The 25,822-nt window shown below is 45.3% G+C and carries 18 protein-coding genes and 1 riboswitch; all 18 genes read left to right on the top strand.

Going from position 1 to position 25,822, the window contains the following annotated elements; all coding sequences use genetic code 11:
• The first annotated feature begins 12 nt into the window (after positions 1 to 12).
• The 18 genes from A8709_RS03325 to A8709_RS03240 all read left to right on the top strand — a co-directional run bounded on the left by A8709_RS03325 (position 13) and on the right by A8709_RS03240 (position 25,784).
• Complete coding sequence (locus tag A8709_RS03325; protein WP_065850777.1) at positions 13 to 7,710, top strand: S-layer homology domain-containing protein; 7,698 nt, start codon at positions 13 to 15, stop codon at positions 7,708 to 7,710.
• A 965-nt stretch (positions 7,711 to 8,675) separates the two neighbouring features.
• Positions 8,676 to 9,068 (top strand): hypothetical protein, encoded by a 393-nt coding sequence (locus A8709_RS03315; RefSeq protein WP_141692403.1) that lies wholly within the window; start codon positions 8,676 to 8,678, stop codon positions 9,066 to 9,068.
• A 195-nt stretch (positions 9,069 to 9,263) separates the two neighbouring features.
• A complete protein-coding gene (locus A8709_RS03310) occupies positions 9,264 to 9,647 on the top strand; it encodes an ArsR/SmtB family transcription factor (RefSeq protein WP_065850873.1) in 384 nt (127 codons plus the stop codon).
• Positions 9,625 to 10,668 carry an SDR family NAD(P)-dependent oxidoreductase gene (locus tag A8709_RS03305; RefSeq protein ID WP_065850774.1) on the top strand — a complete coding sequence of 348 codons (1,044 nt, stop codon included), beginning with the start codon at positions 9,625 to 9,627 and terminating at the stop codon, positions 10,666 to 10,668. The genes A8709_RS03310 and A8709_RS03305 overlap by 23 nt, the downstream gene beginning before the upstream one ends.
• A 56-nt stretch (positions 10,669 to 10,724) precedes the next feature.
• Positions 10,725 to 10,875, top strand: a riboswitch (FMN riboswitch).
• A gap of 142 nt (positions 10,876 to 11,017) precedes the next feature.
• On the top strand, positions 11,018 to 11,968 hold the full coding sequence (locus A8709_RS03300; RefSeq protein WP_065850872.1) for a DMT family transporter: 951 nt from the start codon (positions 11,018 to 11,020) through the stop codon (positions 11,966 to 11,968).
• Between the two features lie 190 nt (positions 11,969 to 12,158).
• Positions 12,159 to 13,286: a GntR family transcriptional regulator gene (locus A8709_RS03295; protein WP_065850773.1), complete on the top strand. Its 1,128-nt coding sequence runs from the start codon at positions 12,159 to 12,161 to the stop codon at positions 13,284 to 13,286.
• A gap of 194 nt (positions 13,287 to 13,480) precedes the next feature.
• A complete protein-coding gene (locus tag A8709_RS03290; RefSeq protein ID WP_425262304.1) occupies positions 13,481 to 14,803 on the top strand; it encodes a glycoside hydrolase family 125 protein in 1,323 nt (440 codons plus the stop codon).
• A gap of 77 nt (positions 14,804 to 14,880) precedes the next feature.
• A complete protein-coding gene (locus A8709_RS03285; RefSeq protein WP_065850772.1) occupies positions 14,881 to 16,215 on the top strand; it encodes an ABC transporter substrate-binding protein in 1,335 nt (444 codons plus the stop codon).
• Positions 16,216 to 16,268: 53 nt separating this feature from the next.
• Positions 16,269 to 17,156, top strand: coding sequence for a carbohydrate ABC transporter permease (locus tag A8709_RS03280; RefSeq protein WP_065850771.1), 888 nt, complete (start codon positions 16,269 to 16,271; stop codon positions 17,154 to 17,156).
• Positions 17,157 to 17,168: 12 nt separating this feature from the next.
• Complete coding sequence (locus tag A8709_RS03275; protein WP_065850770.1) at positions 17,169 to 18,035, top strand: carbohydrate ABC transporter permease; 867 nt, start codon at positions 17,169 to 17,171, stop codon at positions 18,033 to 18,035.
• Positions 18,036 to 18,156: 121 nt separating this feature from the next.
• The gene (locus A8709_RS03270; protein WP_244163082.1) at positions 18,157 to 19,260 is read left to right on the top strand and encodes a glycoside hydrolase family 76 protein; all 1,104 of its coding nucleotides are present in this window, start codon (positions 18,157 to 18,159) and stop codon (positions 19,258 to 19,260) included.
• A 175-nt stretch (positions 19,261 to 19,435) separates the two neighbouring features.
• Positions 19,436 to 19,564 (top strand): hypothetical protein, encoded by a 129-nt coding sequence (locus A8709_RS35380; protein WP_279615840.1) that lies wholly within the window; start codon positions 19,436 to 19,438, stop codon positions 19,562 to 19,564.
• On the top strand, positions 19,561 to 21,003 hold the full coding sequence (locus A8709_RS03265) for a glycoside hydrolase family 76 protein (protein WP_167356988.1): 1,443 nt from the start codon (positions 19,561 to 19,563) through the stop codon (positions 21,001 to 21,003). Before A8709_RS35380 ends, A8709_RS03265 begins: the two co-directional genes overlap by 4 nt.
• Before the next feature lie 156 nt (positions 21,004 to 21,159).
• On the top strand, positions 21,160 to 21,960 hold the full coding sequence (locus A8709_RS03260) for a sugar phosphate isomerase/epimerase family protein (RefSeq protein WP_065850768.1): 801 nt from the start codon (positions 21,160 to 21,162) through the stop codon (positions 21,958 to 21,960).
• A 44-nt stretch (positions 21,961 to 22,004) separates the two neighbouring features.
• Complete coding sequence (locus A8709_RS03255; protein ID WP_065850767.1) at positions 22,005 to 23,357, top strand: TrkH family potassium uptake protein; 1,353 nt, start codon at positions 22,005 to 22,007, stop codon at positions 23,355 to 23,357.
• A 233-nt stretch (positions 23,358 to 23,590) separates the two neighbouring features.
• Positions 23,591 to 24,190, top strand: coding sequence for a TerD family protein (locus A8709_RS03250; protein ID WP_065850766.1), 600 nt, complete (start codon positions 23,591 to 23,593; stop codon positions 24,188 to 24,190).
• A 39-nt stretch (positions 24,191 to 24,229) separates the two neighbouring features.
• A complete protein-coding gene (locus A8709_RS03245; protein WP_065850765.1) occupies positions 24,230 to 24,811 on the top strand; it encodes a TerD family protein in 582 nt (193 codons plus the stop codon).
• A gap of 229 nt (positions 24,812 to 25,040) precedes the next feature.
• Positions 25,041 to 25,784: a TerC family protein gene (locus A8709_RS03240; protein ID WP_065850764.1), complete on the top strand. Its 744-nt coding sequence runs from the start codon at positions 25,041 to 25,043 to the stop codon at positions 25,782 to 25,784.
• Positions 25,785 to 25,822 lie beyond the last annotated feature (38 nt).

Genomic DNA, 25,822 nt, shown 5'->3' with positions numbered 1-25,822 from the left:
GGAGGGATCTAATTGGAGAAATTTGCTTTTCGTTTCGTGAGGAATAAGACGATTCAAATCCTTACAATTATTAGCTTAATCGCCGGTCTTCATATGAATCTCATATCGGTTGCATCGGCAGCAGCCGTAGGTGTACCATCATTACCATCTACTAGCCCAGCAATCAATGAGTCGTTGAATGTACATGCATTGACTCATGCGCCAAGTCCTTTAGACAATCCACTGAAGGGTTTTGTTCCCTTCTATCCGTGGCCAACGCAAGGTTCTTTTCCCCATAGTATGGAATGGGTCTATGTACCGCTTAAAGCCGTCATGAACGGCGCCAACTCATTTACTTTTGATACAGGCTTAGAAACGCAATTAAATGAAATCGCAGCGAGAGGGAAACAAGCAGCAGTGAGAATATACCTGGAATACCCGGGAAGGGAAAGTGCAATTCCAGATTTTATGGCTACAAATGGCGTAGCAATGCGCAATAATGCTGTTTATAATCAACTCGAACCCAATTATGACGATCCGAAGATGGTGACTTATCTCAAAAATTTCATAGCTGCTTTTGGCGCGAAATATGACGGGGATCCAAGAATCGGCTTCATTCATATGGGACTCGTTGGATTATGGGGAGAATGGCATACATACCCATATGATGAGGACACGAGTGATGGGCTGCCGAATTATATGCCAAGCGATGCAACGGTTGATCAAATTATCAGCGCTTATGATGCAGCGTTCAACCAAACAAAGTTGGAGGTTCGTTATCCCAAATTAAACAACGTTGTGAATCATAACATTGGTTTTCATGACGATTCGTTCGGTTATAAAGAAGGGAGTCCGCTCCAAAGTGTCACTCAGCCAGAAAGCATGGGCGGGACGTATTATTCATTCATGACCCAAATGTTAGATGCGGGTGCAGAAAATAAATGGATAACAGAAACGGTTGGCGGAGAAGTACGACCTGAAATTCAAAGTAATTTTTTTAGCGGCGGGAGCAATGTAGATAATGCCATGGATGATATTGAACTAAGTCATGCGACTTGGATGATCAACCAAGGTGGAATCAGTAATTATAGTGCCACGAATGCGACTGTTGCCGAGGGTGTTAGAAAAATGGGCTATGACCTCTATGTGGACAGTGCTCACTATAACGATGTTCCTGCTGGAGCCCCGCTTAAGGTTGGTGTTAGCATCCAGAACCAAGGGGTTGCACCTTTCTCCTATCCATGGAAAGTGGAGTTGGGTGTAAAGGATGCCATGGGGAATATTGTGAAAAAGTGGGACACGGCATGGGATATTACGAAGGTTCAGCCTTTGCAAATCAGAACGTATCCCGAATGGCATGTGCCTGGGAATCCAAAGTATGTCCCTTTTGGTGAGCCTTATTATTTTGAAACGACAATCGACTCGCCTGGTTTAACGGATGGTTATTATTCTTTGGTCATGAAAGTAGTTAACCCATTAGAAGCAATCTCAAGTGCTGCTAAGAAGCTAAGATTTGCAAATGCCGAGCAAAATGCAGACGGCTGGCTGAATTTAGGGAATGTCCTTGTTGGTGATTGTACTTCTCCCTGCACACCGCCGACGGCACCTCCAACAACACCGACAACGCCAGCAGGTATGTTAGTAGATGATTTCGATAATAATCCTCCTTATCCAGGCGGAAATGACCTAGGTCACTGGAGTGGAGCAAACTCGTTTGTGAATGGAGGCGGCGTCGGCGAAATTAAGAATGGTGCTGTCGTCTTGCAATATAACAACACAGGCTGGTTTGGCAGTGACATCAACCAAGATATATCTGACCAGACAACGATGATTTTTCGCATGAAGGGAGAAGCCGGCGGAGAGGAGAACGACATCAATGTCACTATTGGCGGGGTAACAAAAACCTTAGCTGCTTTTAGTGGAGATACGCTTACAACAAGCTATAAGGATATTGCCTTTGATTTAGTCAGTAATGGCGTGAATCGCGCAAACCCGGGAAATGTAGCACTGACGTTTAATAATGGTCATAGTGGTACGATATATATAGATGAAATACGTTTTATAAATCCAAATGCGACACCTACCCCGACACCAACGCCAACACCGACACCAACGCCAACACCGACACCAACGCCAACACCAACACCAACACCAACACCAACGCCAACACCAACACCAGGATCGTCTGTACCAGCTGTCATAGATGATTTCGAATCGTATGCGGATGATGCTGCCTTGCAAGGAGCATGGACAGAAGCTTGGTCAGATGTACCAGGTTCTGTTTCGAGAAGTTTGGATACAGTGAACAAGTCCAATGGCAGTAAGGCTCTGAAGCTGTCAGTAGCGAATGCCAGTGCGACTTGGTCGAATATTCAACATCCGATTGCATCAGAGAATCGCAATTGGTCCGGGTACGACGGTGTAACCTTCTGGGTGGATAACTCCACGACGAACAATACCGCAATGAATTTAAACATAGCTCTTGAAACCCCTGTGCAAAATGGAGAGTTTGCTTTAAAAACAGGCGGATCAGCGATGATATCAAGTGCTGTCGGCGGTTGGGAAGCTGTAGAGTTTGATGGCGGATCGCTTCATCTCGCTCCGAATTTCAAAGGCACGGTCAGAATTCCTTGGGATCAGTTTGTGCAATCCGCTTGGCAATGTGGCGGTGATCAAGCTGTGTGTAGTGCTGAACTGGATCCAAGCAATGTGACTGCTTTCCAATTCGGCTATAATCCATCGCAGTTTGCAAACAATATCATAAGCGTTGATGAGCTTGGACTTTGGAGAGCGGAGAAGTCATTGGATGATTTCGAGTCTTATGCGGATGATTCGGCTTTGAATGCTTCATGGACGGAAGCTTGGTCGGATATTTCTGGTTCGGTTTCTAGAACACTGGATACGGCCAACTACTCGAATGGAAGCAAGGCGCTGAAGCTTTCAGTAGCCAATGCCAGTGCAACATGGTCGAACATTCAACATCCGATTGCTTCGGACGATCGCAATTGGTCTAGCTATGATGGTGTTACCTTCTGGGTAGACAACACCACGACGAATAATACCGCAATGAATTTAAATATTGCCATTGAAACACCGATACAAAATGGAGAGTTTGCTTTAAAAACAGGCGGTTCAGCTATGATTAGAAATGAGATTGGTGCTTGGCAAACCGCTGCATTTGATGGCGGATCGTTTCACATTGCGGCCAACTACAAAGGCATGGTCAGGATTCCCTGGGATCAGTTTGTCCAATCGGCTTGGCAGTGTAATGGTGATCAAGCGGTATGCCATGCTGATTTCGATCCGAGCGAAGTAGTTGCCGTCCAATTCGGCTATAATCCTTCCCAGTTTGCAGGCAATGTAATAAGTGTTGACGAGCTGGGTTTATTTGCTACAACGGGTAGAGGGTATGAAGAAGAGCCGCCGGCTACAGGATCTTCGGTACCAGCCCTCATCGATGATTTCGAATCCTACGCGGATGATGCTGCCTTGAAAGGATCATGGACGGAAGCTTGGTCAGATGTAGCGGGTTCGGTTTCGAGAACTTTGGATACGGTGAACTATTCAAATGGAAGCAAGGCATTGAAGCTTTCGGTAGTTGATCCTAGCGCGACGTGGTCGAACATTCAACATCCAATTGCATCGGAGAATCGCAATTGGTCTGGCTATGATGGGGTAACGTTCTGGGTGGATAACTCTACGACGAGCAATTCCGCAATGAATGTAAACATAGCCCTTGAAACTCCTGTGCAAAATGGAGAGTTTGCTCTAAAAACAGGCGGTTCAGCCTTGATATCAACTGCTGTAGGCGGTTGGGAAGCTGCAGCGTTTGATGGCGGATCGCTTCATCTCGCTCCCAACTTCAAAGGCACGGTCAGAATTCCTTGGGATCAGTTTGTACAATCCGCTTGGCAATGTGGCGGTGATCAAGCTGTGTGTAGTGCTGAACTGGATCCAAGCCAGGTGACTGCTTTCCAATTCGGCTATAATCCATCGCAGTTTGCAAACAATATCCTGAGCATTGATGAGCTTGGACTTTGGAGAGCGGAGAAATCATTAGATGATTTCGAGTCTTACGCCGATAATGCCGCTTTGCAGTCAGCCTGGAAAGAATCCTACGGGGTGCCATCCACAGGTCTCGTACTGAGAGCATTGGATACGGCGAACAATTTGAATGGAAGCAAAGGGCTGAAGCTTTCGATCACTAATCCCAATGCGACCTGGACGAATATTGGGCATACTATCCCAGAAGGAAATCGCGATTGGTCTGCCTATGATGGTGTAACCTTCTGGCTGGACAATACAACGACTGATGATACGAGTTTGAATCTAAGTGTGACACTTCTAACTGATAGAGCAAATGGAGAGTTTAGTTTAAAAGCGGACGGATCGGCTATGTTTTCAACTGCTGCAGGCGGTTGGCAGACAGCAGCATTTAATGGAGGCTCACTAGTCGTAGCTGCTAACTATAAAGGCACGGTCAGAATCCCTTGGGATCAGTTTGTGCAAGCGGCTTGGCAATGTAATGGTGATCAAACAGCCTGTACGGCGGCATTAGATCCGAGCAAAGGTCTTGGTTTCCAAATCGGTTATAATCCATCCCAATTTGTTAACAATGTCATTCACATGGATGAGCTTGGTTTATTTGCAACAGCAGGCAGAAAAACCGGAGGCGGAACGACAACCCCGCCAACGCCACCTGCCCCTCATCCTCAAGCGCCAACTTGGGCTACAGTGAATGGAACGCACACGCTTCATTATCAACAAGCACCTATCGATAATCCGTTAAAAGGATTCATTCCCTTCTATGATGCGACAGAGGAAGCCTATTATACGGTTGGCGATAACTGGCGGGATAATCTATCACAAATGCCGTATAGTATGGAATTCTTCTATATGCCGCTTAAGCAAATCATGAGTGGGCTCGACCAATTTAATTGGGATGCCATGGATAAAAGAATTGCCGATATCGCCTCCAGAGGTCATCAGGCCGTGTTCCGCATTTATTTGGATTATCCAAATAAAGCATCAGGCATTCCACAATTTTTACTGGATGAAGGTTTGAAAACGTATAGCTATGATGCTTACTTAAACGGGACGGATCCGAATGCTACTAGCGTAGCGCCAGATTACAATGATCCTCATTTGATGTCAGCATTGGAAAACTTCATTCAAGCGATGGGACAGCGATATGACGGTGATCCACGCGTTGGCTATATCATGGCGGGATTGATTGGATTCTGGGGAGAGTGGCACACCTATCCGTATGACGGACAGTTTGTTCCAGCAGGGGCTAGCCAACCTAATCCGAATAGGATGCCTTCGAATGACAACCTAAAACGTGTTCTCACTGCAATGGATGCCGCTTTCAACAAAACCAAGCTGGTATTGAGGTATCCGATGGCAAATGCATCGTTTGAGACGAAAAATTTCGATATCGGCTATCACGATGATTCCTTTGCTTTTGAGACACTTCCTTTAAGCATGGGCGGTCAAAATTGGGAATTCTGGGGTCGGACAATCGATGCCGGCGACACGAACTTTTGGCAAACCAAAAGTATGGGCGGAGAGGTAAGACCGGAAACGCAAGTGAAGATGTGGAATCATAATCCACCCATTTATAATGAGCCTGATCAGCCGATAGATGGCAAACAGGGAGAAGATTTCAATACGAGCGTAAATCTGACGCATGCTTCGTGGATGATTGACCAAGGGGTATTTCAGGTTCCTTTGGAAAGCGAAGCGTTGGAAAGAGCGCAAGCGGGATCACGCAGCTTGGGGTACGAATACACGGTACCAACCGCTTATTTGGATGCGGCAGGTGGAAGCTTGAAGGTTGGAATGGAAATCCAGAACAATGGGGTTGCACCATTTTACTACAACTGGAAAGTCGAGCTAGCAGCGAAATTAGGAGACAGTATCGTGAAAATTTGGGAACCCGGGTGGGATTTGCACGGCGTGCTTCCTAATGATAACGGGTTTAATCATAATAAGTTATTTGAATCAATCGCCAATCCTGATTTAAGTAATGGGAATTATCAGATTTTGCTTCGTTTTGTGAATCCATTAACAGACGTTAATGCGGATGCTAATCCATTTTATTTTGCAAATAAAGAAGTAGAAGGAAAAGGATGGCTAAATCTAGGCAGCGTAGATGTCACGGGTAGTTCTGCCCCTGCGCCGATCAGAGTTGCAGATTTAACGGCAAATACATCGAACCCAATCAGTGTGAAGCTAGGTTCAAGTTTTGCAATCAGTACGGCTGTAGCACCTCAGAATGCGACCAATAAAGAGGTGGTATGGACTTCGGCAGATCATAAAGTCGCCTACGTTTCTTCAAGCGGGATGGTCCATGCAGTTGGTTTAGGTCAGACGATCGTTAAGGCGAAGACTTCGGATGGCCAAATTGAAAAGTCAATCTATGTAACGGTAGTATCAACGAATGATACAACGTTTACACCACCAACTGACAATTCCCATGGAGTCAAATTAAGTGATGACGCAATGACAATTGTCCATGGAACGAATGCCAATGGTAAACCGGAAACGACCGTTACGATTGATGCGAACAAACTTAAAGATGCCTTCTATGTAATCAAGGGTAATGATGTTGAGGCACAAACGATTCTCATCGATGTAAAAAATGATGGAAGTCATGCGATGATTAATCTTCCTGCTTCCGCATGGATCGATGCTTTGCTGGCTACACCTGATGCGAAAGTCATTGTGCAAACGGATTTGGGTACGTATGAAATGCCAATCAAGGTATTAGAGATGAATGCCTTAGCGCAGAGTCTAGGTGTAAATGCACAGGATATCACGATCTGTGTCGCTATTGAAAAAGTAACAGGAGCTGTGGCAGATCAAATGTCGACTACCCTGCAAAGTGAGGGCCTTACATTCCTTTCACCTGCCATCGACTTCAGTATCACTGCCCAAGCAAATGGGAAAACGGTTATTGTCAATCATTTCGGTAGTACGTATGTGAAAAGATCAATGATCATTCCTGGGTCCATTGATCCTACTAAAGCAACTGCTGTGCTGTATGATCCTGAGAAGGGGACTTTCAGCTTTGTTCCAGCTACATTCAAAGTGGTCGATGGCACGACGGAAGTTGATATGAAACGTAACGGAAACAGTATTTACGCGGTAGTTTCCAGCAGTAAGTCATTCTCTGATGTAAGCAGCCATTGGGCAAAGAATGAGATTGATTTGTTGGCTGCTAAGACCATTGTCAATGGGAAATCGGGAACTCATTTCGCTCCAGATGATTCGATTACAAGCGCAGAGTTCGCAGCCATTCTTGTACGCTCTCTAGGCTTAACTACGGTTAACACATCGACTGCCTTCAATGATATCGGGGATGCGGACTGGTATGCTAGCACGATCGCAACCGCGGTTGATGCTAAGCTAGTTGAAGGCTACTTGGATGGTACATTTAAGCCCAATGATCCCATTACTCGTGAACAAATGGCAGTTATGTTGTCCCGCGCATTGCAGTATGTTAATAAACCTGTTGATGTAACGGATAAACAGGATGAAATTCTCAGCAGTTATACAGATAAAGCATCCGTTAGCTCATGGGCGCAACATGCCTTAGCCCAATTAATTAAAACAAGCATTATTCAAGGAAAAGCAGATGGATCTGTGGCACCCTCGGACTTGGCAAGTCGTGCGGAGACTGCTGTCATGATCAAAAGATTTTTACAATATGTGCAATTTATCAATTAGAGCGAACAATACACACCCTCAGTGGTCTTATTGCACGAAAATTCGCTGGATCTGAAGCAATAAGCACGCTATGATTGCTTATTAACCAAGTATGCGCTCAAAATGGCACTTCATGCGACCAATACGCACTCGCTATGGGCTTATCGCACGAAAAATCGCGATTTCTGAGGCAATAAGCACACTGGGATTTCCTATTCGGCAAGTACTCTCTCAAACGAGGCTGTCTCTAAAGGTCTAATAAGACCTAAGAGATGGCTTTGTTTTTTGGGACACCCTCTTTTTTCTTGCAAGGTTATTATTTCCAATATTTTGTAAGGATGATAAAATTAGGGGCAGAACATGGAGAATCAATACCAAAATGATGGGAAGAAACCAGTGTAGGATCATCTAAAGGGATGCACAGAGAATGATCGTTGTAAAATTGTGTAAAATTAAACCGATTTACGTATTTACCCAAACCACATTCGTTAGAAGGTGATACTCTGAAGTTTTCCTGGAAATACGTCCTTCTACTAGTTTTAGTGATAATCGTCGTCTTTGTAGGCACTTCATACCTACCTCACAGACTAATACATAAAGCTGCCGAAGTCTCCAAGATCATCATATTTAATGGTGGAACAGGGGTAGAACTGGAACTTACAAACAAAGATGACATTGAACATATCATAAATAACCTGAGAGGAATCACCTTTCAGAAAGGGAAATCATCATTTGGATACATGGGCTTCAGTTTCAAAACTACGGTATATGATAAGAAGGGTAAGCCAGTTAAACAACTAATCATAAACTCAGAGGACACCGTTAGATACAAAGGTTATTTCTATAAAGCTAAGGGGAGTTTGATTGATTATACTTATATTAAAAAGAAATTTGAAAAGTTGAATTGATTCCTAGAATTAATTTCTAAAGGAGTGACCATGCGTAGTATAAAAGCAATCCTAATATGTCTGTCGCTTCTATGCTTAATGACATCTTGCAAATCAAGTAATCAAACAATAACATTTAAAGATTTGATCGGATTAGCTGAGAGAGATATAACCAAAATCGAATTTAGAGATGGCGGGACTGGGGCACTATTTCGAACCACGGATGAAAGGAAAATAAATGAATTCTGGGATTTTTTGAATGAACACACGTATAAAAAAGCGAAACAGCCTGAGCCATTTACAGGGTATACTTATGCTGGTCAACTAACAAGTTTAAATAAAGAAACGAAAATTGGATTTGCAAAGAATATGTTGTCATTAGATATGTACTACAATATTATCCCTGAAAATGAAACAGACTTTGATAATTATCTTAGAAAAATTGTTGAGTCATTTGGAAAAGTGTCAACATTAGATGGCAATATACCGTAACTATTCCCCTTAATCCAACCCATAATACCAAATCCCAATGCGCCCCGAAGCCTTCCTGCGACGGGCTTTTTTGCATTTTCGTCACCGCGATCATCCGTCTCGATTTTCTTTCCCGATGTTGTAACGCTGAAATGCCTATGCTAAGTTTAAGGCGATCAAGCGTTTAAACCATTGAACAAGGGGACCGACACAATGATGAACGATAGCAAGAAATTAGATGCTGTGAAATCCGATCTAAAGGCATGTACACACGTATTGGCTGCTATCGGGGATGAAACAAGACAATTAATCATGATGGCACTTATTGATGCGGGGTGTGACGGCTTGCGCGTGGGGGAGATTACGGCTCAAACCCATCTGTCCAGACCTGCGGTGTCCCATCATCTCAAAATATTGAAAGATGCTGGCATCGTCCAAATGTACAAGGTGGCGACCATGAATTACTACTACTTGGACATGTCGAGTAAACTGATGGGGCTCAAAAAGCTGTTTACGCACATTGAGGAGCTCCTTATAGTCGAAACCCCAAATGAAAATAACCAGGAGGCGATCTCTGATGAAAATAGAGTCACACATTAATAGTATGATTCAGTCCCCCATCCAATCGGGATTCAGCTACCGGACAACGGCCAAGCAAGCATTAGGAAATCGTAACCTACATGGAAAAGTGGCGATTGTGACTGGCGGTTATTCAGGTATTGGTATTGAAACGACGCGGGTACTTGCTGAAGCGGGAGCTACTGTCATTGTACCAGCGCGAACGCGGGAAAAAGCACGAGCTGCTGTTGGCCATCTCCCACGCGTAGAATTGGAGATTTTGAATCTGATGGATCCCCAATCGATAGACGCTTTTGCAGCGCGTTTTTTATCTTCGGGCAGACCCTTGGATATCTTAATTAACAGTGCCGGGATCATGGCATCGCCACTCATGCGTGACGCACGCGGTTATGAAGCTCAATTCGCGACCAATCATCTCGGGCATTTTCAACTAACAGCGCGGCTTATGCCTGCGTTAAAGAAAGCTGGAAACGCAAGGGTCGTTGCAGTCTCCTCCAGGGCTCAGCGCTTGGGCGGAGTTATTTTTGAAGATCCTAACTTTGAGACGATTGCCTATGACAAATGGAAGGCTTACGCGCAATCCAAGTCTGCCAACGTGCTTTTTGCTGTTGAGCTGGACAGATTAGCGAAATCTCACGGTGTCCGCGCATTTGCCGTTCACCCCGGCTTAATTCCAACAACGGGGATCAGCAGATTTAGCTTAGATGAGAATACTTCGAAGCTTGTGAAGAAGCTGCAAAGCGGCTTAATAAACCTAGCGAATAAGTTGGATATCGTTAAACTTACGAATTTTAAGAAGAAAGAGAAAGGGGATCATTTTAAAACGATCAAGCAAGGTGCAGCTACTTCGGTGTGGTGTGCAACCAGTGATGCGTTAGCCGGTATGGGCGGCGTTTATTGTGAGGATTGTGACATTGCTGAAGCTGTGCCCGCTGATAGTGGGAAGGGCTATGGCGTGCGCCCGTGGGCCATCGAGCCAGAGGATGCTCAGCGTTTGTGGGAGCTGAGTGAAAAGCTAACGGGTGTTAAGTTTGTGATCTAGCTTAAAAAAAGGTTGCCAGTTAAACTATAACCTGATAATATACAGTTTAATCGAATATGAACCTTCGGGGCAGGGTGAAATCCCCTACCGGCGGTGAGGATACGTACGTATGTATCTAAGCCCGCGACTCCTAAGCTGTAATGGCTTGGGACTGACTTGGTGGAATTCCAAGGCCGACGGTTATAGTCCGGATGGGAGAAGGTCAAGAACAACTTGTTAAATTTTCAATCATTTAGCAGGTCTGTTTGTCAATGCCCCCGTTGAAAGTGAACGGGGGTTTTTGGTCTCTTGAGAAGGTTCAATTCAAAACAATCCGCAGGAGGTTTTTGAATTGGAAAATACATTTAAGATGGGCAGTACGAGCACCGTTTCACAAGCATCGCGATCACGCGGCTTAAGTGGGATTTGGTACGTAGCACTTGGCGCAACACTCTGGGGATTGGATCCTCTATTCCGCATTCTTCTTCTGAAAAGTTTTACTTCAGCACAAATCGTATTCATGGAGCATGTGCTACTAGCGCTTTATGCGGTCCCTGTGTTGTTAAAGTACCGTAAGACATTAACTGGCAAACTAACCGCCGCGGTTATTGGCGCGCTGCTCTTCATCTCGTGGGGAGGCTCAGCCATTGCCACTATTCTATTTACAGCAGCTTTCGCACATGGCAGCGCAAATGCCATTTTACTCCTGCAAAAATTACAACCCTTATTTGCTATCATCTTGGCACGGGTTCTACTAAAAGAAACGTTGCCATCGAAATTTTTTGCCTACATCGGAGTGGCATTGCTAGGTACCTATTTGTTGACGTTTGGTCTAGGTTCACCTGGCATGGGCATGAAGGATTTAGGCACATTAAGCTGTTTATTTTCCATTTTAGCAGCGGTATTATGGGGTGGTTCCACCGTGATGGGGAAATTTCTACTCCAAAAAAACTTGGATTTTCCTGTTGTCACTTCGCTTCGGTTCCTAATGGCACTTCCTCTTTTATTGGTTGTTCTATTGGTAAGCGGGGATCATTGGCAGTTGAATGGTTCGAGTGGTGGACTCATGATTATTGCGGTAAACCTGCTGTTTCAGGCCTTTTTCCCGGGATTATTGAGCATGCTGCTTTATTATAAAGGCTTGTCATCTACCAAAGCGTTCTTTGCGACATTTGCGGAACTTGCGTTTCCAGCAGTTGGCGTATGTATGAATTGGCTTGTCTTCGGTCAAAAGTTGACGATTGGTCAACTAATAGGATTTGTCCTGATTTGGTCAACGTTATGGTTTATGAGCCGTAATAAAGGGAATGTTACTGCGTAAGTACATGCATATGATTTACTAGGATGAGGCTGCCGCGCGCAGCCTTTTGGTGTTGTAGTTAGTAGGTAAATTTGAAACAAAGATTAGCATGCCTTCGTCTAACCTGCCATCTTCCCAAACCACGTATAACATGATATATTAATATCACTATATGATATAACATTCGTGCAATTGTAGGGAGTGGGGAGCATTGTCAACAGATTCGAGACCCATTTATGAGCGGATATTTGAAACGTTACGAGAAGAGATATTACAGCGCAAATATAACATTGGCGATCGTGTTCCTTCCGAGAAGGAACTGGCAGATGATTATAACGTGAGTCGAATTACAAGCAAGAAGGCTTTGGAGATGCTGGCCGAAGTAGGACTCATTGTCCGCAAGCCAGGTAAAGGCTCCTTCGTTGCGGAAGAAGGGGAACCAGCTTCGGAAACCGCATCGTCCGAGGACCGCGGCAAACATACGCTGATTGGCCTTGTTATAACGGATTTCGGCAACACGTTTGGCACAGAAATGATCTATGGAATGGAGCAAGCTTCCGCGGAAAATGATAGTTTCCTTGTCTTGCGCCGCTCTTTCGGCATTCCTGAAAATGAAGAGAAAGCGATCCGGTCGTTTCTCGAATTAGGTGTAGATGGTATCATTGTTTTTCCTGCACAAGGGGAGTTCTACAATGCTGAGATTCTAAAGCTGGTCATCGGCCAGTTTCCGTTAGTGTTGGTGGATCGCCATCTCAAAGGCGTTGCTGCGGCGTCAATCAGCACGGATAACATCAGCGCGGCCCGCACAGGTACAGACTATTTGCTTGATCTGGGGCATAAGCAGATTTGCTTACTGACACCGCCGCCTATGGATACAACGGCAGTCGAAGACCGCATTGAAGGATTCGTCCGTGCTCACGCGGAACGCGGTGTTCTTGTTGATCGATCCCTGTGGCTGGATGAAATCACCTCCACGCTTCCAAATTCGTTCCATCAACCGAATATTGATCAAGATATCCATATGATCAAGGAGCATCTGCGGAACAATCCTGACATTACTGCTTTATTCGCTATTGAGTATAACATTGCGTTATTAGCCAAAGCGGCCGTGGAGCAGATGGGGCTTCAGATTCCTGAGGATATATCGATCCTTTGTTTTGACAGTCCGCCTACGACGCTGGGCAGCGGCTACCGCTTTACACATATGATTCAGAATGAAGATGAAATCGGCAGGCTTGCTGTTGAGAATGTGCTGAAGCTGAAGCGCGGCGAGAAGGTATTGAATAAAACGAGCTTGGATGCCAAGCTAATCATCGGGGAGTCAACGGGCCCGGCTTAATGATCGGAAAGAACAAATAAGCTAATGTAGAACGAGACAGAGGAGATTGCTAATCTAGCAATCTCCCTTTTTATTAATTGATATATTATTTAAATTAAATGGTATGTAAATAATATAATAAATACATATTGACATAATGTTTAATCGTCGCCTATAATCATAAATGTAAGCGTTTCATTTAGGAGCTAAGGGAGATGATTCACCCGATGATGAATGCCTCAGTGCTGCCGCAATCTATGCAAAACCTTATTGATCACGTCAGTCTTGAACTGCTTAAGGCTGAGCGGCCGAAGTTAGCAGCAATGTTTCGCGAATGCTTTGCTAATACATACCTAACCACGATTCAACCAGCGGAGGACGGTTCTACGTTCGTGATCACAGGTGATATACCAGCTATGTGGCTGCGCGATTCATCTGCACAAGTCCGAACGTATCTGCTGCTTGCGAAAGAAGATCCACACATTGCGGATATGATCGAAGGGGTGGTGATCAGACAAAGTCAATATATTGGTCTTGATCCGTATGCCAATGCCTTTAACAAAGATCCCCATGGTGCAGGACATCAGCAAGATATCACTCCAATGAGTCCATGGATTTGGGAGCGTAAATATGAAATTGACTCACTCTGTTATCCGATTCAGCTAGGTTACTTCCTATGGAAGGTGACCGGCCGAACTTCGCACTTCAATAGTGCTTTTCATGCAGCAGCTTCTTCTATCCTTCGGCTTTGGCGAGTGGAGCAAGCGCATGAGGAGCAGTCCCCCTATCGCTTCCAGCGGCTGAACTGTCCCCCTACGGATACGTTAACCCGTGACGGATTAGGGAGCCCAGTTGGTTATACCGGGATGACCTGGTCAGGCTTTCGGCCAAGTGATGATGCTTGTACATATGGGTATCTGATTCCAAGTAATATGTTCGCAGTTGTTGTGCTAGGGTATTTGGCTGAGATTGCAGATCAGATTTGGAACGATACCGCCATAAGCAGCGAAGCGCTGCAAGTAGCAGCTGAAATCAAGAGTGGGATTGAAGCCTATGGCACCATCCAGCATCCGGAGTTCGGTGAGATGTACGTTTATGAGACAGATGGGCTCGGCGGCTATCATCTTATGGATGATGCCAATGTCCCAAGCTTGCTCGCCATTCCTTACCTAGGTTACGCAGAGGCGTCGGATCCTATCTATCAGCGAACTCGAAGCTTTATTCTGAGCAGGGAGAATCCTTATTTTTATACGGGGAAAATGGCTCAAGGAATTGGCAGCCCACACACGCCTGAGCGTTACATTTGGCCCATTGCATTAGCAGTCCAGGGGCTTACGGCTTCAAGCCGTGAGGAGAAGCTTCGCTTGCTGGATCTCCTCGCGGATACGGATGGCGGAACTGGCTTTATGCATGAAGGTTTCCACGTTGATGATCCAACAAAGTATACACGTCCTTGGTTCTCATGGGCGAACTCCATGTTTAGTGAATTAGTGTTAGATGTGTGTGGTCATTCGATCATGCAGCTTGTTAGGCAATGATTCTTGGTTATGCGGGGTCGCCCCCTTAACATGGGTACGGGAAAGTAACTGGTTTCATATAAAAGGGAGGAAAAATCATGAAAAAATGGATAACCGCCTTAACTGCCGTTACACTAACGCTAAGCTTGGCAGCTTGCACGTCGAAAACCAGCACGGATCAAACGACAGCAAGTGGGAACCCAACGAGTACACCCGCACCAGCAGCCTCTGCAACTGCAGCACCAGCCACGAAAGCACCTGTCGAAATCACGTTTTGGGGTGACTGGGGTGGGGAAGGTGAGAAGCAATTTGTCATGATGGCAGACGCCTTCAATAAATCACAGGATAAAATCAAAGTGAAATACGTACTGCAGGAAGACATGATTACGAAGTTTCTAACTGCAGCAAGCTCAGGCGGATCGCCGGATGTGATGTTCTGGGATAGATGGCGGACATCGTTATATGCATCTAAGAATGTGCTCCAACCGATCGATGATTATATGAAACGGGATAACATTAATCGTAGCGATTACTATGATGAAGCGTTGAAAGAACTTTCTTCCGGCGACAAACTCTACGGCCTTCCATTAACAGTTGATGCAAGAGCACTCTTTTATAATAAGAAATTATTTGCTGAAAAAGGTCTTCAACCGCCGAAAACGTGGGATGAGCTGGAAAATGCCGCAAAGCAGCTGACCGTTTGGGATGGCGATAAATTAGTTCGCTCCGGCATGTCGATGAACGACAATGGCCTCTTCAATATGTGGCTGCAGCAAGCTGGCGGTTCCATGATGACAAGTGATTTGAAGAAAACGAACTTCAATAATGATCAAGGTAAGCAGGTTTTGGATTTCTGGGATAAATTGATCAACAAGGATAAGGTCTATAAAGTTGGCTTTGAAAAAGGTCTCGGAGAAGGCACAGACGCCTTCGTAACAGGTAAAGTAGCGATGACCTACACAGGGCCTTGGATGTTGTCTACGTATATGAAATATGGCAAAGATTTGGATTTCGGTGTTGTTCCACCGCCAACAGGACCCAACGGAGCTAAAGGGAGTGTTATGGGCGGTTTTGGCCTCGTTATACCAACAGGCTCTAAGCATAAAGATGAGGCCTGGGAGTTCGAGAAATGGTGGTTAGCGAATAAAGACAACGCGCTCTTATGGGCCAAGACGAGTATGAACCTTCCAGGCTTCAAGCCCGCTATGCAGGATCCGTTCTTCAAGGATGATCCGAACTGGAAACCGTTCATGGATACACTGGAATTTGCGAAAATCCGTCCACAGCACCCTGGATATTCCGTCATGGAAGTGGATGGTCTGATGCCGAATTTGGATCTCTTCGTTCAAGGGAAGCAAGATGCGGCAACGACGCTGAAAAAGGGGCAGGAACAAGGCGATAAGCTGTTGGATCAGAACGCGGCAGGTAAGTAAAGGGACAATCGCGGGGGAGGTGCTCCTTCCCCTTTCTTGTTAGGAGGAAATCTATGGCATCGGCCAGTAAGCTTAGCAAACATCAAGCTAGGATGGGGTATGCATTTATTACACCGACAATCGTCTTATTTGTCATTTTTACAGTCATTCCCGTGTTCATGGCGCTGTACCTAAGCTTCACGAATTATGACATTGTGAGCAAAAATGATTGGGTAGGCCTTGTTAACTACAAGCGTCTCGTGGATGATCCTACTTTCTGGACGACGTTGAAAAATGTCTTGTTCTATTCTGTGCTTTATATTCCTTTGAATATCGCCATTTCGTTAGCCATGGCTGTGCTTTTTATGCGTAAACGGTTTGGTGTGAAACTCTTTCGTACTGCTGGTTATTTGCCAACCTTAACATCAGGTGTTGCCGCTGCAACCGTGTGGATATGGCTATTAAATCCAGAGTTTGGATTGGTCAATGAAATCCTGAGCAAATTTGGGATAACCGGACCTTCCTGGCTAGCAGAAATGCCTTATGCCATGATCTCAATTGTATTCGTGACCTTATGGCAATCGGTTGGTGCCAATATGATTATCTATTTAGCAGGTTTGAATGGCGTACCCGAACATCTATATGAGTCTGCCAAATTGGATGGAGCGAATGCTTGGCAATCTTTCCGTTATATTACATGGCCGGTGCTGCGGCCAACGACTTTCTTCGTAAGTACGATGGCCATTATCGGTGCGTTGCAGCTCTTTGATCAGGCTTATGTATTGACGAAAGGCGGCCCGGCTAACTCCACCAAGACAACCGTGTATTACATCTACCAACAGGGCTTTGGGCAATTACAAATGGGGTATGCAGATGCGATGGCTTTCGCCTTATCTCTGCTGATTCTAGTCTTTTCGCTCATCAATATGAAATTAAATAAAGAAGAAGATGCCATGATATAGGAGGGCTGGAAAATGAAACAAAGCTATTGGTATACGACGATTTTGTATCTCATTTCCATTGCAGTCTGCCTCGTCATGGTCATCCCTTTTGTATGGAGTCTCATCACATCGATCAGACCCGACGAAGAAATATTCATGCTGCCGATTCGCTGGATACCATCAAGCCTGACAGTCACGCATTATGTGAAGGCATTTGACCTTGTCCCGTTTGGGCTGTATTTCTCGAACTCCTTTTATTTAGCTTTTATGGGTGTGTTATTTAACCTGCTGCTAGGTTCATTAAGTGGGTACGCGTTCGCAAAGCTTCATTTCCGAGGCCGAGATACGATGTTTAAAATCCTGCTCGCCGCCATGATGATTCCTGGTGTTGTCACACTGATTCCACAGTTTTTTGTATTGAAGCATATGCCGTTCATCGGTGGGAATGACTGGCTGGGTACAGGTGGGAATGGACTCCTAAATACGTTCTGGGCGGTTATTTTACCAGGAGCATCTGGCTCATTTGCGGTATTTTTTATGAGGCAATTTTTTGTCAACTTACCTAGTGATTTGCAAGAAGTGTCGCGCATTGAAGGAAGCGGTGAGCTGCGTATTTATTGGAACATTTATATGCCACTGGCAAAACCAGCCTTAGCTACACTCGGCATTTTCACCTTCCAAGCAGGTTGGAATAGCTTTCTTGGACCGCTCATTATGCTCAACGATCCAGCCAAGAAAACCATTCAGCTAGGATTAGCGGCATTTACGTATAACAAACAAGTTGATTTCGGCCCGTTAATGGCAGGCGCCTTAATCGCGGTGGTTCCGATACTGATTCTGTTCTTATTATTACAGAAGTATTTCGTGCAGGGCATTGCTTTTACGGGGACCAAGGGGTAGGGGTTCTCACGTACGTCGGATATCAAGGTGAAGCGAAGTGAACAAACGATTTAGCATGAGAAGTGCCGTTGTGACTGTTGGGATCGGAATAATCATAGTGGCTGCCTGGGGAGTGATGAACATGGGAAATGACAAACCTAACATGACGGATACACAGGTGAGTGAATCACCTAAGACGGACTCTTGGGAGAAGAGAGCAGATCTCGCATTTGCGGGGTTAATGCAGCAATATTGGAATAGGAAGTTGAACTTATTTGATAATTTATCGCCATGTCATGACCTATGTAATGAGAAATTTCACTATTGGTGGCAGGCCCATGGCGTTGATACGTTAGTGGATGCTTATGAGAGAACGGGAGATAGTGAAACGAAGAACTATTTGGCGAAAATGTTTCAGGGCATCTTGGATCGTAACGGCGGTGTCTGGCCGAATGATTTCTACGATGATATGGAATGGCTAGCACTGGCGTGGCTCCGAGCCTATGATGCAACCGGTGAAGAGAGCTATAAGCAAGCTGCGGTTCTGCTATGGGAAGATATTAAGACAGGCTGGAACGAGGAACAAGGCGGAGGCATTGCTTGGCGCAAGCCACAGCTAGATTATAAGAACACACCGGCGAATGCCCCGGCAGTCATTTTGGCAGCCAGATTGTATCAGCAGTTTGGCGATGCGGATGACCTAGCTTGGGCGAAGAAGATCTATGATTGGCAGAAGGCGAACCTCGTAGATCCAGATACCGGTTTCGTATGGGATGGGAAGAACCGAGAAGGTGATGGAAAGATTGATAAGAGCTGGGAATTCACCTATTGCCAAGGTGTTTACATTGGGGCTGGGGTTGAGTTGTACCGAGCAACGGGAGATAAAAGCTATCTGGCAGATGCTGAGCGGACGGCTCATGCCTCGAAGCTTAGGCTAACCAGCCCAATCACAGGGATGCTGCCCAGCGAAAGCAACGGAGATGGCGGGCTGTTTAAAGGTATTTTCGTCCGTTATTTGGCCGAACTCGTGAGAGTGGATCCGAGCCAGAGGGAGTCACTCGACGTATTACTGACCAATGCGAGCAGTCTCTGGACGTATGGAAGAGACGAACAGCGTCAGATGTTCAGTAAATCATGGGCATCTACGCCTGAACCAGCAGAGGATTTGAGCGTTGATTTGAGCGGTGTCATGTTATTGGAACGAATGGCTGTGCTGGAGAAGCAAGGCATTCTCAAAGTGAACTAAGAGAGGGGGCAGGAGATTCTGCCCCTGTTTGTATGAAAAGGGAGGCATGCAGTTATTCCATTTATGGGAGAGAAAGAGAGGCGGAAAGGAGGTGAATGGCGTAATTGTAAGCGCATTCGTATGGTCGGATCAGATTAACTCTATGATGAGAAAAGAGAAAAAGGAGTTGTAGTGTATGGTTAATGTGAAAAGAGCGGTCTCCAAATGGGTAAGCATAAGCTTGGTCATGGTGCTATTTCTTACGGTTTGGGGAGGAGCGAGCCGTGTATCTGCCTTCACGCGTCAAATGCAGATGCGGCGATGACTTCGTTCGTAAATACATTCTACGATTCTACAGCTAAGTACTTCTATACGAACAGCGACCACACGATTCAATCCGCGCACGCCTATGGTCCCAATGCAGGTCTGTACACCGATTTCTGGTGGGAGGCTCAGCTGTGGGAGACGGTTATGGATGCTTATCAACGTACAGGCAGCAGCACTTATCGTACAATGATCGATGACATCTACACGGGTTTCAATGCGAAATATACGAATATGACGGATAACCAGTATAATGATGATCTGGGTTGGTGGGCGCTGGCTTGTTTACGTGCTTATGAGCTTACGGGGACAGTCGAGTATTTGAACCGAGGTTCCTTTCTCTTCGATCACGTCTATGCTAGTTGGGATACGTCTTCCTATGGCGGCGGCATTTGGTGGCGAGCGGATGCGCAGAATCCAGCGACAAGCGCCAATGCACAGAAAAATATGGCGACGAATGCTCCCATGGTTATGACAGCGATCAAGCTGAAGAATGCTTATAATAATGCGAGTTATTTAACGAAGGCGCAGCAAATCTACAGCTGGCTCCAAACGAAGCTGGTGAGCGGCAGCAAGGTGAACGATCATATGGAAGGTACAGGAGCCGGCATCGTGAAGGATTGGGATTTCACCTATAATTATGGTACTTATTTAGGGGCAGCAACAGCCTTATATATGGCTACGGGTACTGCTAGTTATTTAACAGATGCGAATAATGCCGCGACATATGTAATTAATAAGATGACCTCTGCCACTTCCCTCATGTATGAAGGGGAGAATGATGCTCCCGGTTTTAAAATGATTTTCGCACGTAATCTGAATCAACTCCGCATCCAGGCAAGTCAGTCGCAGTACCTTAACTTCCTACAGCAAAATGCCACACAAGCCTGGAATCATAGACGAACATCCGATGGCATTATTGGCAGTGATTGGACTGCACCTACAGGATCGGGCTATGTTCAAAGCTTAGCTGCCGCTGCGGGAGCGTCGATCCTTCAGTTTGTACCTGCGGATAGTTATACGGGAAATATCGCGGGTAATGGTGTTTATGAGGCTGAAAATGCCAGGAGCACCTTAGTCAGCGGAAGCGGGATGATCAATGAAAGCACACAGACCGGCTTTAATGGTCGAGGCTATGTAGCTGGATGGAACACGAGTGGTACGTCGATCGATTTCTATGTAAATCAGAACACAGCGGGCACCAAGACGATTACGTTCCGCTATGCAGCGGGAGCAGGTAATGCGAGCCGGTATGTGAACGTCAATGGCGTAGATGTTGCCACTAATTTGACATTCACTGGAACGTCAAATTGGAGCACGTGGAATACGGTTTCCGTGACCGTTTCGTTAGCTGCTGGTTCTAACACGATCCGTCTTGGGTTTGCCAGTTCGAAGGGGAATGCGAACTATTTAAATGTGGATCAGCTATATGGCTTATAAATCAAAACGATGCCTTTAGAAGAGTTTCAACCTTACCTCCGCAGCAAGGAAGCTGCGGGGGTATTCATGTATCTCCCATTTTTAAATTTACTGTAGTCAAATAATGGCAGATGATTTAAGCTTGACTCATTGAACAAATGAGGAGGGCATGACAGGATGGAAATTAAATTAATCAAAGCTTTATGGGGTATGGATGGAACATTAGAAAGCCAATTCGAACGCATTGCAGCTGCTGGATATGAGGGGATTGAAGCGCCGCTCCCGACACCTGCCGATGAGGACCTATTCCGCAAGTTGTTGGAAACGTTTCAAATGGACTACGTTGCGATGGTATTCACCAACGGACCTGATCACCTTGCTTCATTTCGAGAGCAAGTGGAGCGTGCAGTTACTTTCCGGCCTATTAGCATTACATCGCATAGTGGCAAAGATTCGATGCCCTTCGAGCAGCAAGTGGCCTTTTATCGTGAAGCTGTCGCGATTGAGAAGCAATGGGGCATTGCAATTGGTCATGAGACACATCGGGGCAGAACGTTGTTTAACCCTTGGGATGCTGCCAAAGTGCTAGATGCGGTGCCAGAGTTCAACCTGACGGTTGACTATAGTCATTGGTGCTGCGTCTGCGAGTCTACATTGGAAGATCAAGAAGAGAACCTTACCAAAACTTTTTCACGCGTTCAACATATTCATGGCCGTGTCGGCTACGCAGAAGGTCCACAGGTGCCTGACCCGAGAGCGCCAGAGTATGCGCATGAATTACAGCGGCACATGGGTTGGTGGGATAGCATCATCGAAGAGCAGAAGCGTTCAGGCCGAACGATGATCACCTTCACACCGGAATTCGGTCCTCCAGGTTATTTACATACCTTACCATATACGAATCAGCCGGTAGCAGACTTATGGGATATTTGTCTTTGGATGGGAAAACATTTCAAAGGGCACTATAATGCTGTCTGAAAATCTAACCATTTAACGTCCTACTATCCTAAATAAAGGTAATCATGATGCTGAAAAAATTGTTGAAAATGCCGGCCTCGCGGCTTATTATTGTCTCGTATACAATAGGCATTCTATTGATTGCCGTTCTTCTTAAATTACCCATCTCGCTGAAACCGGGCGCCACGATTTCCTATGTGGACGCCCTCTTCACGTCAGCAAGTGCCGTCAGCGTGACAGGATTGACGACCGTCAGCATCAAAGATACGTTGAGTGGTTTCGGCATTGGTGTACTTATCGTAGCATTTCAATTCGGCGGTATCGGTGTAATGACGCTAGGCAGCTTTTATTGGCTCTTGTTCAGACAGGAGATCGGTCTATTGCAGCGTAAGCTGATCATGATTGATCAGAATCGAAATAATTTATCTGGATTGGTACAATTAATGCAGCTCGTCCTTGGCTTTACCTTGATCATCGAGGCGATCAGTATGGTGGCGTTCGGTTCTTATTTTTATTTTACAGGTGAGTATGGTTCAATAGGTTCCGCTCTGTATTATGGTATGTTTCACGCCATTTCATCGTTTACGAATGCCGGCTTCGATTTGTTCGGTAATTCGATGCTTGGTTATACGGATGATTATTTCGTCCAAGCGCTAACGATGTTTTTGATTGTGCTTGGCGGAATCGGATTTCCCGTGCTTGCCGAGGTTCGTGAGTATCTGTGGGGAGGGCATGCGAACTACCGCTTCTCTTTGTTTACGAAGCTGACCGTGTTAATGACCGGCGTGTTGTTGCTCGTGGGTGCCTTGGGCATCTGGTTGACGGAGCGATCTCATGCAATGACAGGAATGAGTTGGCATGGGAAAATACTGAGTGCCCTGTTTACATCCGTCACATCCCGAAGCGCAGGTTTGACGACGCTTGATGTCTCCACGCTAACAGAGGCTAGCTTGCTGCTCATTTCCGTCCTTATGTTTATTGGAGCAAGCCCATCGAGTATGGGGGGCGGTGTTCGGACAACGACCGTAATCGTTATCCTGTTGACGCTTATTTCATATGCACGTGGCGAGAAGGAGCCGAGGATTTTCAGAAAGACGATCTCTCAGGAGGATTCGCTCAAAAGCTTTGTATTTTTTCTCACAGGCATTGGCCTTGTGCTAGCAGGAATTTTCACATTGTTGAGTGCGGAGTCGGATCATTGGGGAATTTCGGCTATTTTATTCGAGGTGGCCTCAGCGTTTGGGACATGCGGGTTATCTACGGGCATCACCAGCGAGCTAGGCGTGACCAGCAAAATTACGCTTATTCTCCTTATGTTCATTGGTCGTATTGGGTTATTTCTATTCTATACGTTAATGACAAATGGGAAAAAGAAGCCCCTTATTCGATACCCTGAGGAGAAGTTAATCATTGGTTAGACGCTGGTCATTATATTAGAAATCTTTTGAATACCAAATGTTGTAAAATGATATAATAGTAAAGACACTCAGCCTAGGGTATCCCTATGGCTTTTTTGTTTGAAAACGGAGGAAATTGACTGGAAAAGTCGAATTTACAAATATTTTACCCAGGAAAGTGAAACGTGTTGGCATTTCTTCCGTATCAAATAAGGGAGTTCACTAAAACAGGTTTGTGAAGGGAGGTGACCTCGTTGACAATCAGTTTAGTCAAAGGTCAGAAGATCGATTTAACGAAAGGCAATGCAGGTCTTTCTAAAGTTGTGGTTGGGTTAGGTTGGGATCCAGCGGTTGTAGAGAAGAAGGGATTCTTCGGCAGCAAGAAAACCACAGTCGAAATTGATTGTGACGCTTCCGTTATCTTATTGGATGAAAAGGGAAGAATCACGAACCAGAAAAATGTCGTTTATTTTGCTAACTTACAAAGTCCTGATGGCTCTGTTGTTCACTCCGGTGATAACCGTACAGGGGATGGCGATGGCGATGATGAGTCGATTTCCATTAATTTAGGACAAGTCCCGGCTGATGTAAGTAAAATTGTGTTTGTCGTGAATATCTATGATTGTGTAAATAGAAAGCAAGATTTCGGGCTTATTCAATCGGCTTATATCCGTGTATTGAATGGTTCGAATCAACAAGAATTGGTTAAATTCAATTTATCCGAAGATTACTCAGGGAAATCATCCCTGATTGTAGGTGAAATTTACCGCCACAGCGGCGAATGGAAATTTAGCGCAATTGGTGAAGGCAGCACAGATACATCCATTGGACAATTAGTCAAAAGATATCAATAATGGCTTAGCCAAATCCTATATAAGAGAGAGGTTTCTCATATGTCAATTTCTTTATCCAAAGGTCAGAAAGTCGATTTAACGAAATCCAATCCAGGTTTAACGAAAGTTATCGTTGGCTTAGGCTGGGATACAAACAAATATGATGGCGGCAAGGATTTTGATTTGGATGCGTCCATTTTTGCAGCGAATGCTTCTGGGAAAGTAGCCCATGAATCTGATTTTATTTTCTACAACAATCCGAAGAACGCGAACGGTTCCATTGTACACCAAGGTGATAATCGTACTGGCGCTGGAGACGGCGACGACGAAGTGATCAATATTGATCTTAGCGCAATTCCAGCTGAAACGGAGAAAATTGCTTTCTGTATCACGATTCATGATGCGGAAGCTAGAGCGCAAAATTTTGGACAAGTTTCCAATGCCTACGTTCGTGTGCTTAACGAGGGCTCTGGCGCGGAACTAATTCGTTTCGACCTTGGTGAGGACTTCTCCATTGAAACGGGCGTTGTCATCGGTGAGCTTTACCGTCATAGCGGCGAATGGAAATTTAGCGCAATCGGCAGCGGATATAAAGATGGACTTGCTGGGTTGGCACGCGATTACGGATTGCAAACGTCTTAAGCGTTAGTTCTTAACAGAGAGGGTGGTGCCATTGTGCATCGCAAGCATCACCTCTTCGCTTTTTTACATCAAGTCGATTTGGGAAATGAGGTTTCACACTGGCAGATTTGTTGCGTTATAAATTGGAAATCAATGTTCCGAGGAGACGATAGTTGTTTTCGGACAATGAGATAGATTGGCATGTAGAAGTACGAAATGAATAGGCAAACAATACAGGGGGTCCACCAGCATGACAGATTTTTTCCAAAGTTTTGTTGATAATTTTCTTAATTTTTTTAGCTGGGATGTTCTATCCACTACACTGACTGATCCTGTAAGCTGGGGAATTATCGGTACACTAGTACTTCTAGAAGGATTACTTTCTGCAGATAATGCCTTAGTGCTTGCCGTCATGGTGCGGCATTTACCGAAGGATCAGCAGAAGAAGGCATTATTCTATGGTCTACTGGGTGCCTACATATTTAGGTTTATTGCGATCGGTGTAGGTACGTTCCTAGTACAGATCACGTGGATTAAAGTTCTTGGCGGTGTGTATCTTCTCTGGATTGCGTATAGCAACCTGTTTATGAAGAAGCATGGCGAAGACGGAGAAGTGAAGAACAAAGGTCTTTCCTTCTGGCGTACCGTTATTGCGGTAGAAATTATGGATATCGCATTCAGTGTCGATAGCGTACTTGCTGCTTTCGGTGTTAGTGATAAGGTTTGGGTATTGTTCATGGGAGGTATCTTAGGCGTTCTAATGATGAGAGGCGTGGCGCAAGTCTTCTTGAAGCTCATTGACAAGATACCGGAATTGGAGAAAACAGCTTTTATCCTGATCATCGTTATTGGTCTGAAAATGATAGCTGGCGCTTTCGGTTTCCACATCTCACACGTGATCTTCTTCTCCGTCATTATTGCTTTGTTCGGAGGAACCATTGTTCTGAGTCTGCTTCGTAAGAAAGATAAATCTGAGTCCGCAAACGAATCATAAGGTTAGTCCAAGAGCAATCCCTCCGCTTAGGAGGGATT

The sequence above is a fragment of the Paenibacillus pectinilyticus genome (genome assembly GCF_001700435.1).
In the GTDB taxonomy this organism is placed as follows: Bacteria; Bacillota; Bacilli; order Paenibacillales; family NBRC-103111; genus Paenibacillus_E; species Paenibacillus_E pectinilyticus.
Note: the sequence above shows the minus strand (reverse complement) of the source record. Positions and strands in the feature narration are given on the sequence as shown.

Coding starts and splice junctions, on each gene's coding strand:
- A8709_RS03315 (WP_141692403.1), top strand. CDS start 8,676: ATGACATCTTGCAAATCAAGTAATCAAACAATAACATTTAAAGATTTG.
- A8709_RS03310 (WP_065850873.1), top strand. CDS start 9,264: ATGAACGATAGCAAGAAATTAGATGCTGTGAAATCCGATCTAAAGGCA.
- A8709_RS03305 (WP_065850774.1), top strand. CDS start 9,625: ATGAAAATAGAGTCACACATTAATAGTATGATTCAGTCCCCCATCCAA.
- A8709_RS03300 (WP_065850872.1), top strand. CDS start 11,018: ATGGGCAGTACGAGCACCGTTTCACAAGCATCGCGATCACGCGGCTTA.
- A8709_RS03290 (WP_425262304.1), top strand. CDS start 13,481: ATGATTCACCCGATGATGAATGCCTCAGTGCTGCCGCAATCTATGCAA.
- A8709_RS03285 (WP_065850772.1), top strand. CDS start 14,881: ATGAAAAAATGGATAACCGCCTTAACTGCCGTTACACTAACGCTAAGC.
- A8709_RS03280 (WP_065850771.1), top strand. CDS start 16,269: ATGGCATCGGCCAGTAAGCTTAGCAAACATCAAGCTAGGATGGGGTAT.
- A8709_RS03275 (WP_065850770.1), top strand. CDS start 17,169: ATGAAACAAAGCTATTGGTATACGACGATTTTGTATCTCATTTCCATT.
- A8709_RS03270 (WP_244163082.1), top strand. CDS start 18,157: ATGGGAAATGACAAACCTAACATGACGGATACACAGGTGAGTGAATCA.
- A8709_RS35380 (WP_279615840.1), top strand. CDS start 19,436: ATGGTTAATGTGAAAAGAGCGGTCTCCAAATGGGTAAGCATAAGCTTG.
- A8709_RS03265 (WP_167356988.1), top strand. CDS start 19,561: ATGACTTCGTTCGTAAATACATTCTACGATTCTACAGCTAAGTACTTC.
- A8709_RS03260 (WP_065850768.1), top strand. CDS start 21,160: ATGGAAATTAAATTAATCAAAGCTTTATGGGGTATGGATGGAACATTA.
- A8709_RS03255 (WP_065850767.1), top strand. CDS start 22,005: ATGATGCTGAAAAAATTGTTGAAAATGCCGGCCTCGCGGCTTATTATT.
- A8709_RS03245 (WP_065850765.1), top strand. CDS start 24,230: ATGTCAATTTCTTTATCCAAAGGTCAGAAAGTCGATTTAACGAAATCC.
- A8709_RS03240 (WP_065850764.1), top strand. CDS start 25,041: ATGACAGATTTTTTCCAAAGTTTTGTTGATAATTTTCTTAATTTTTTT.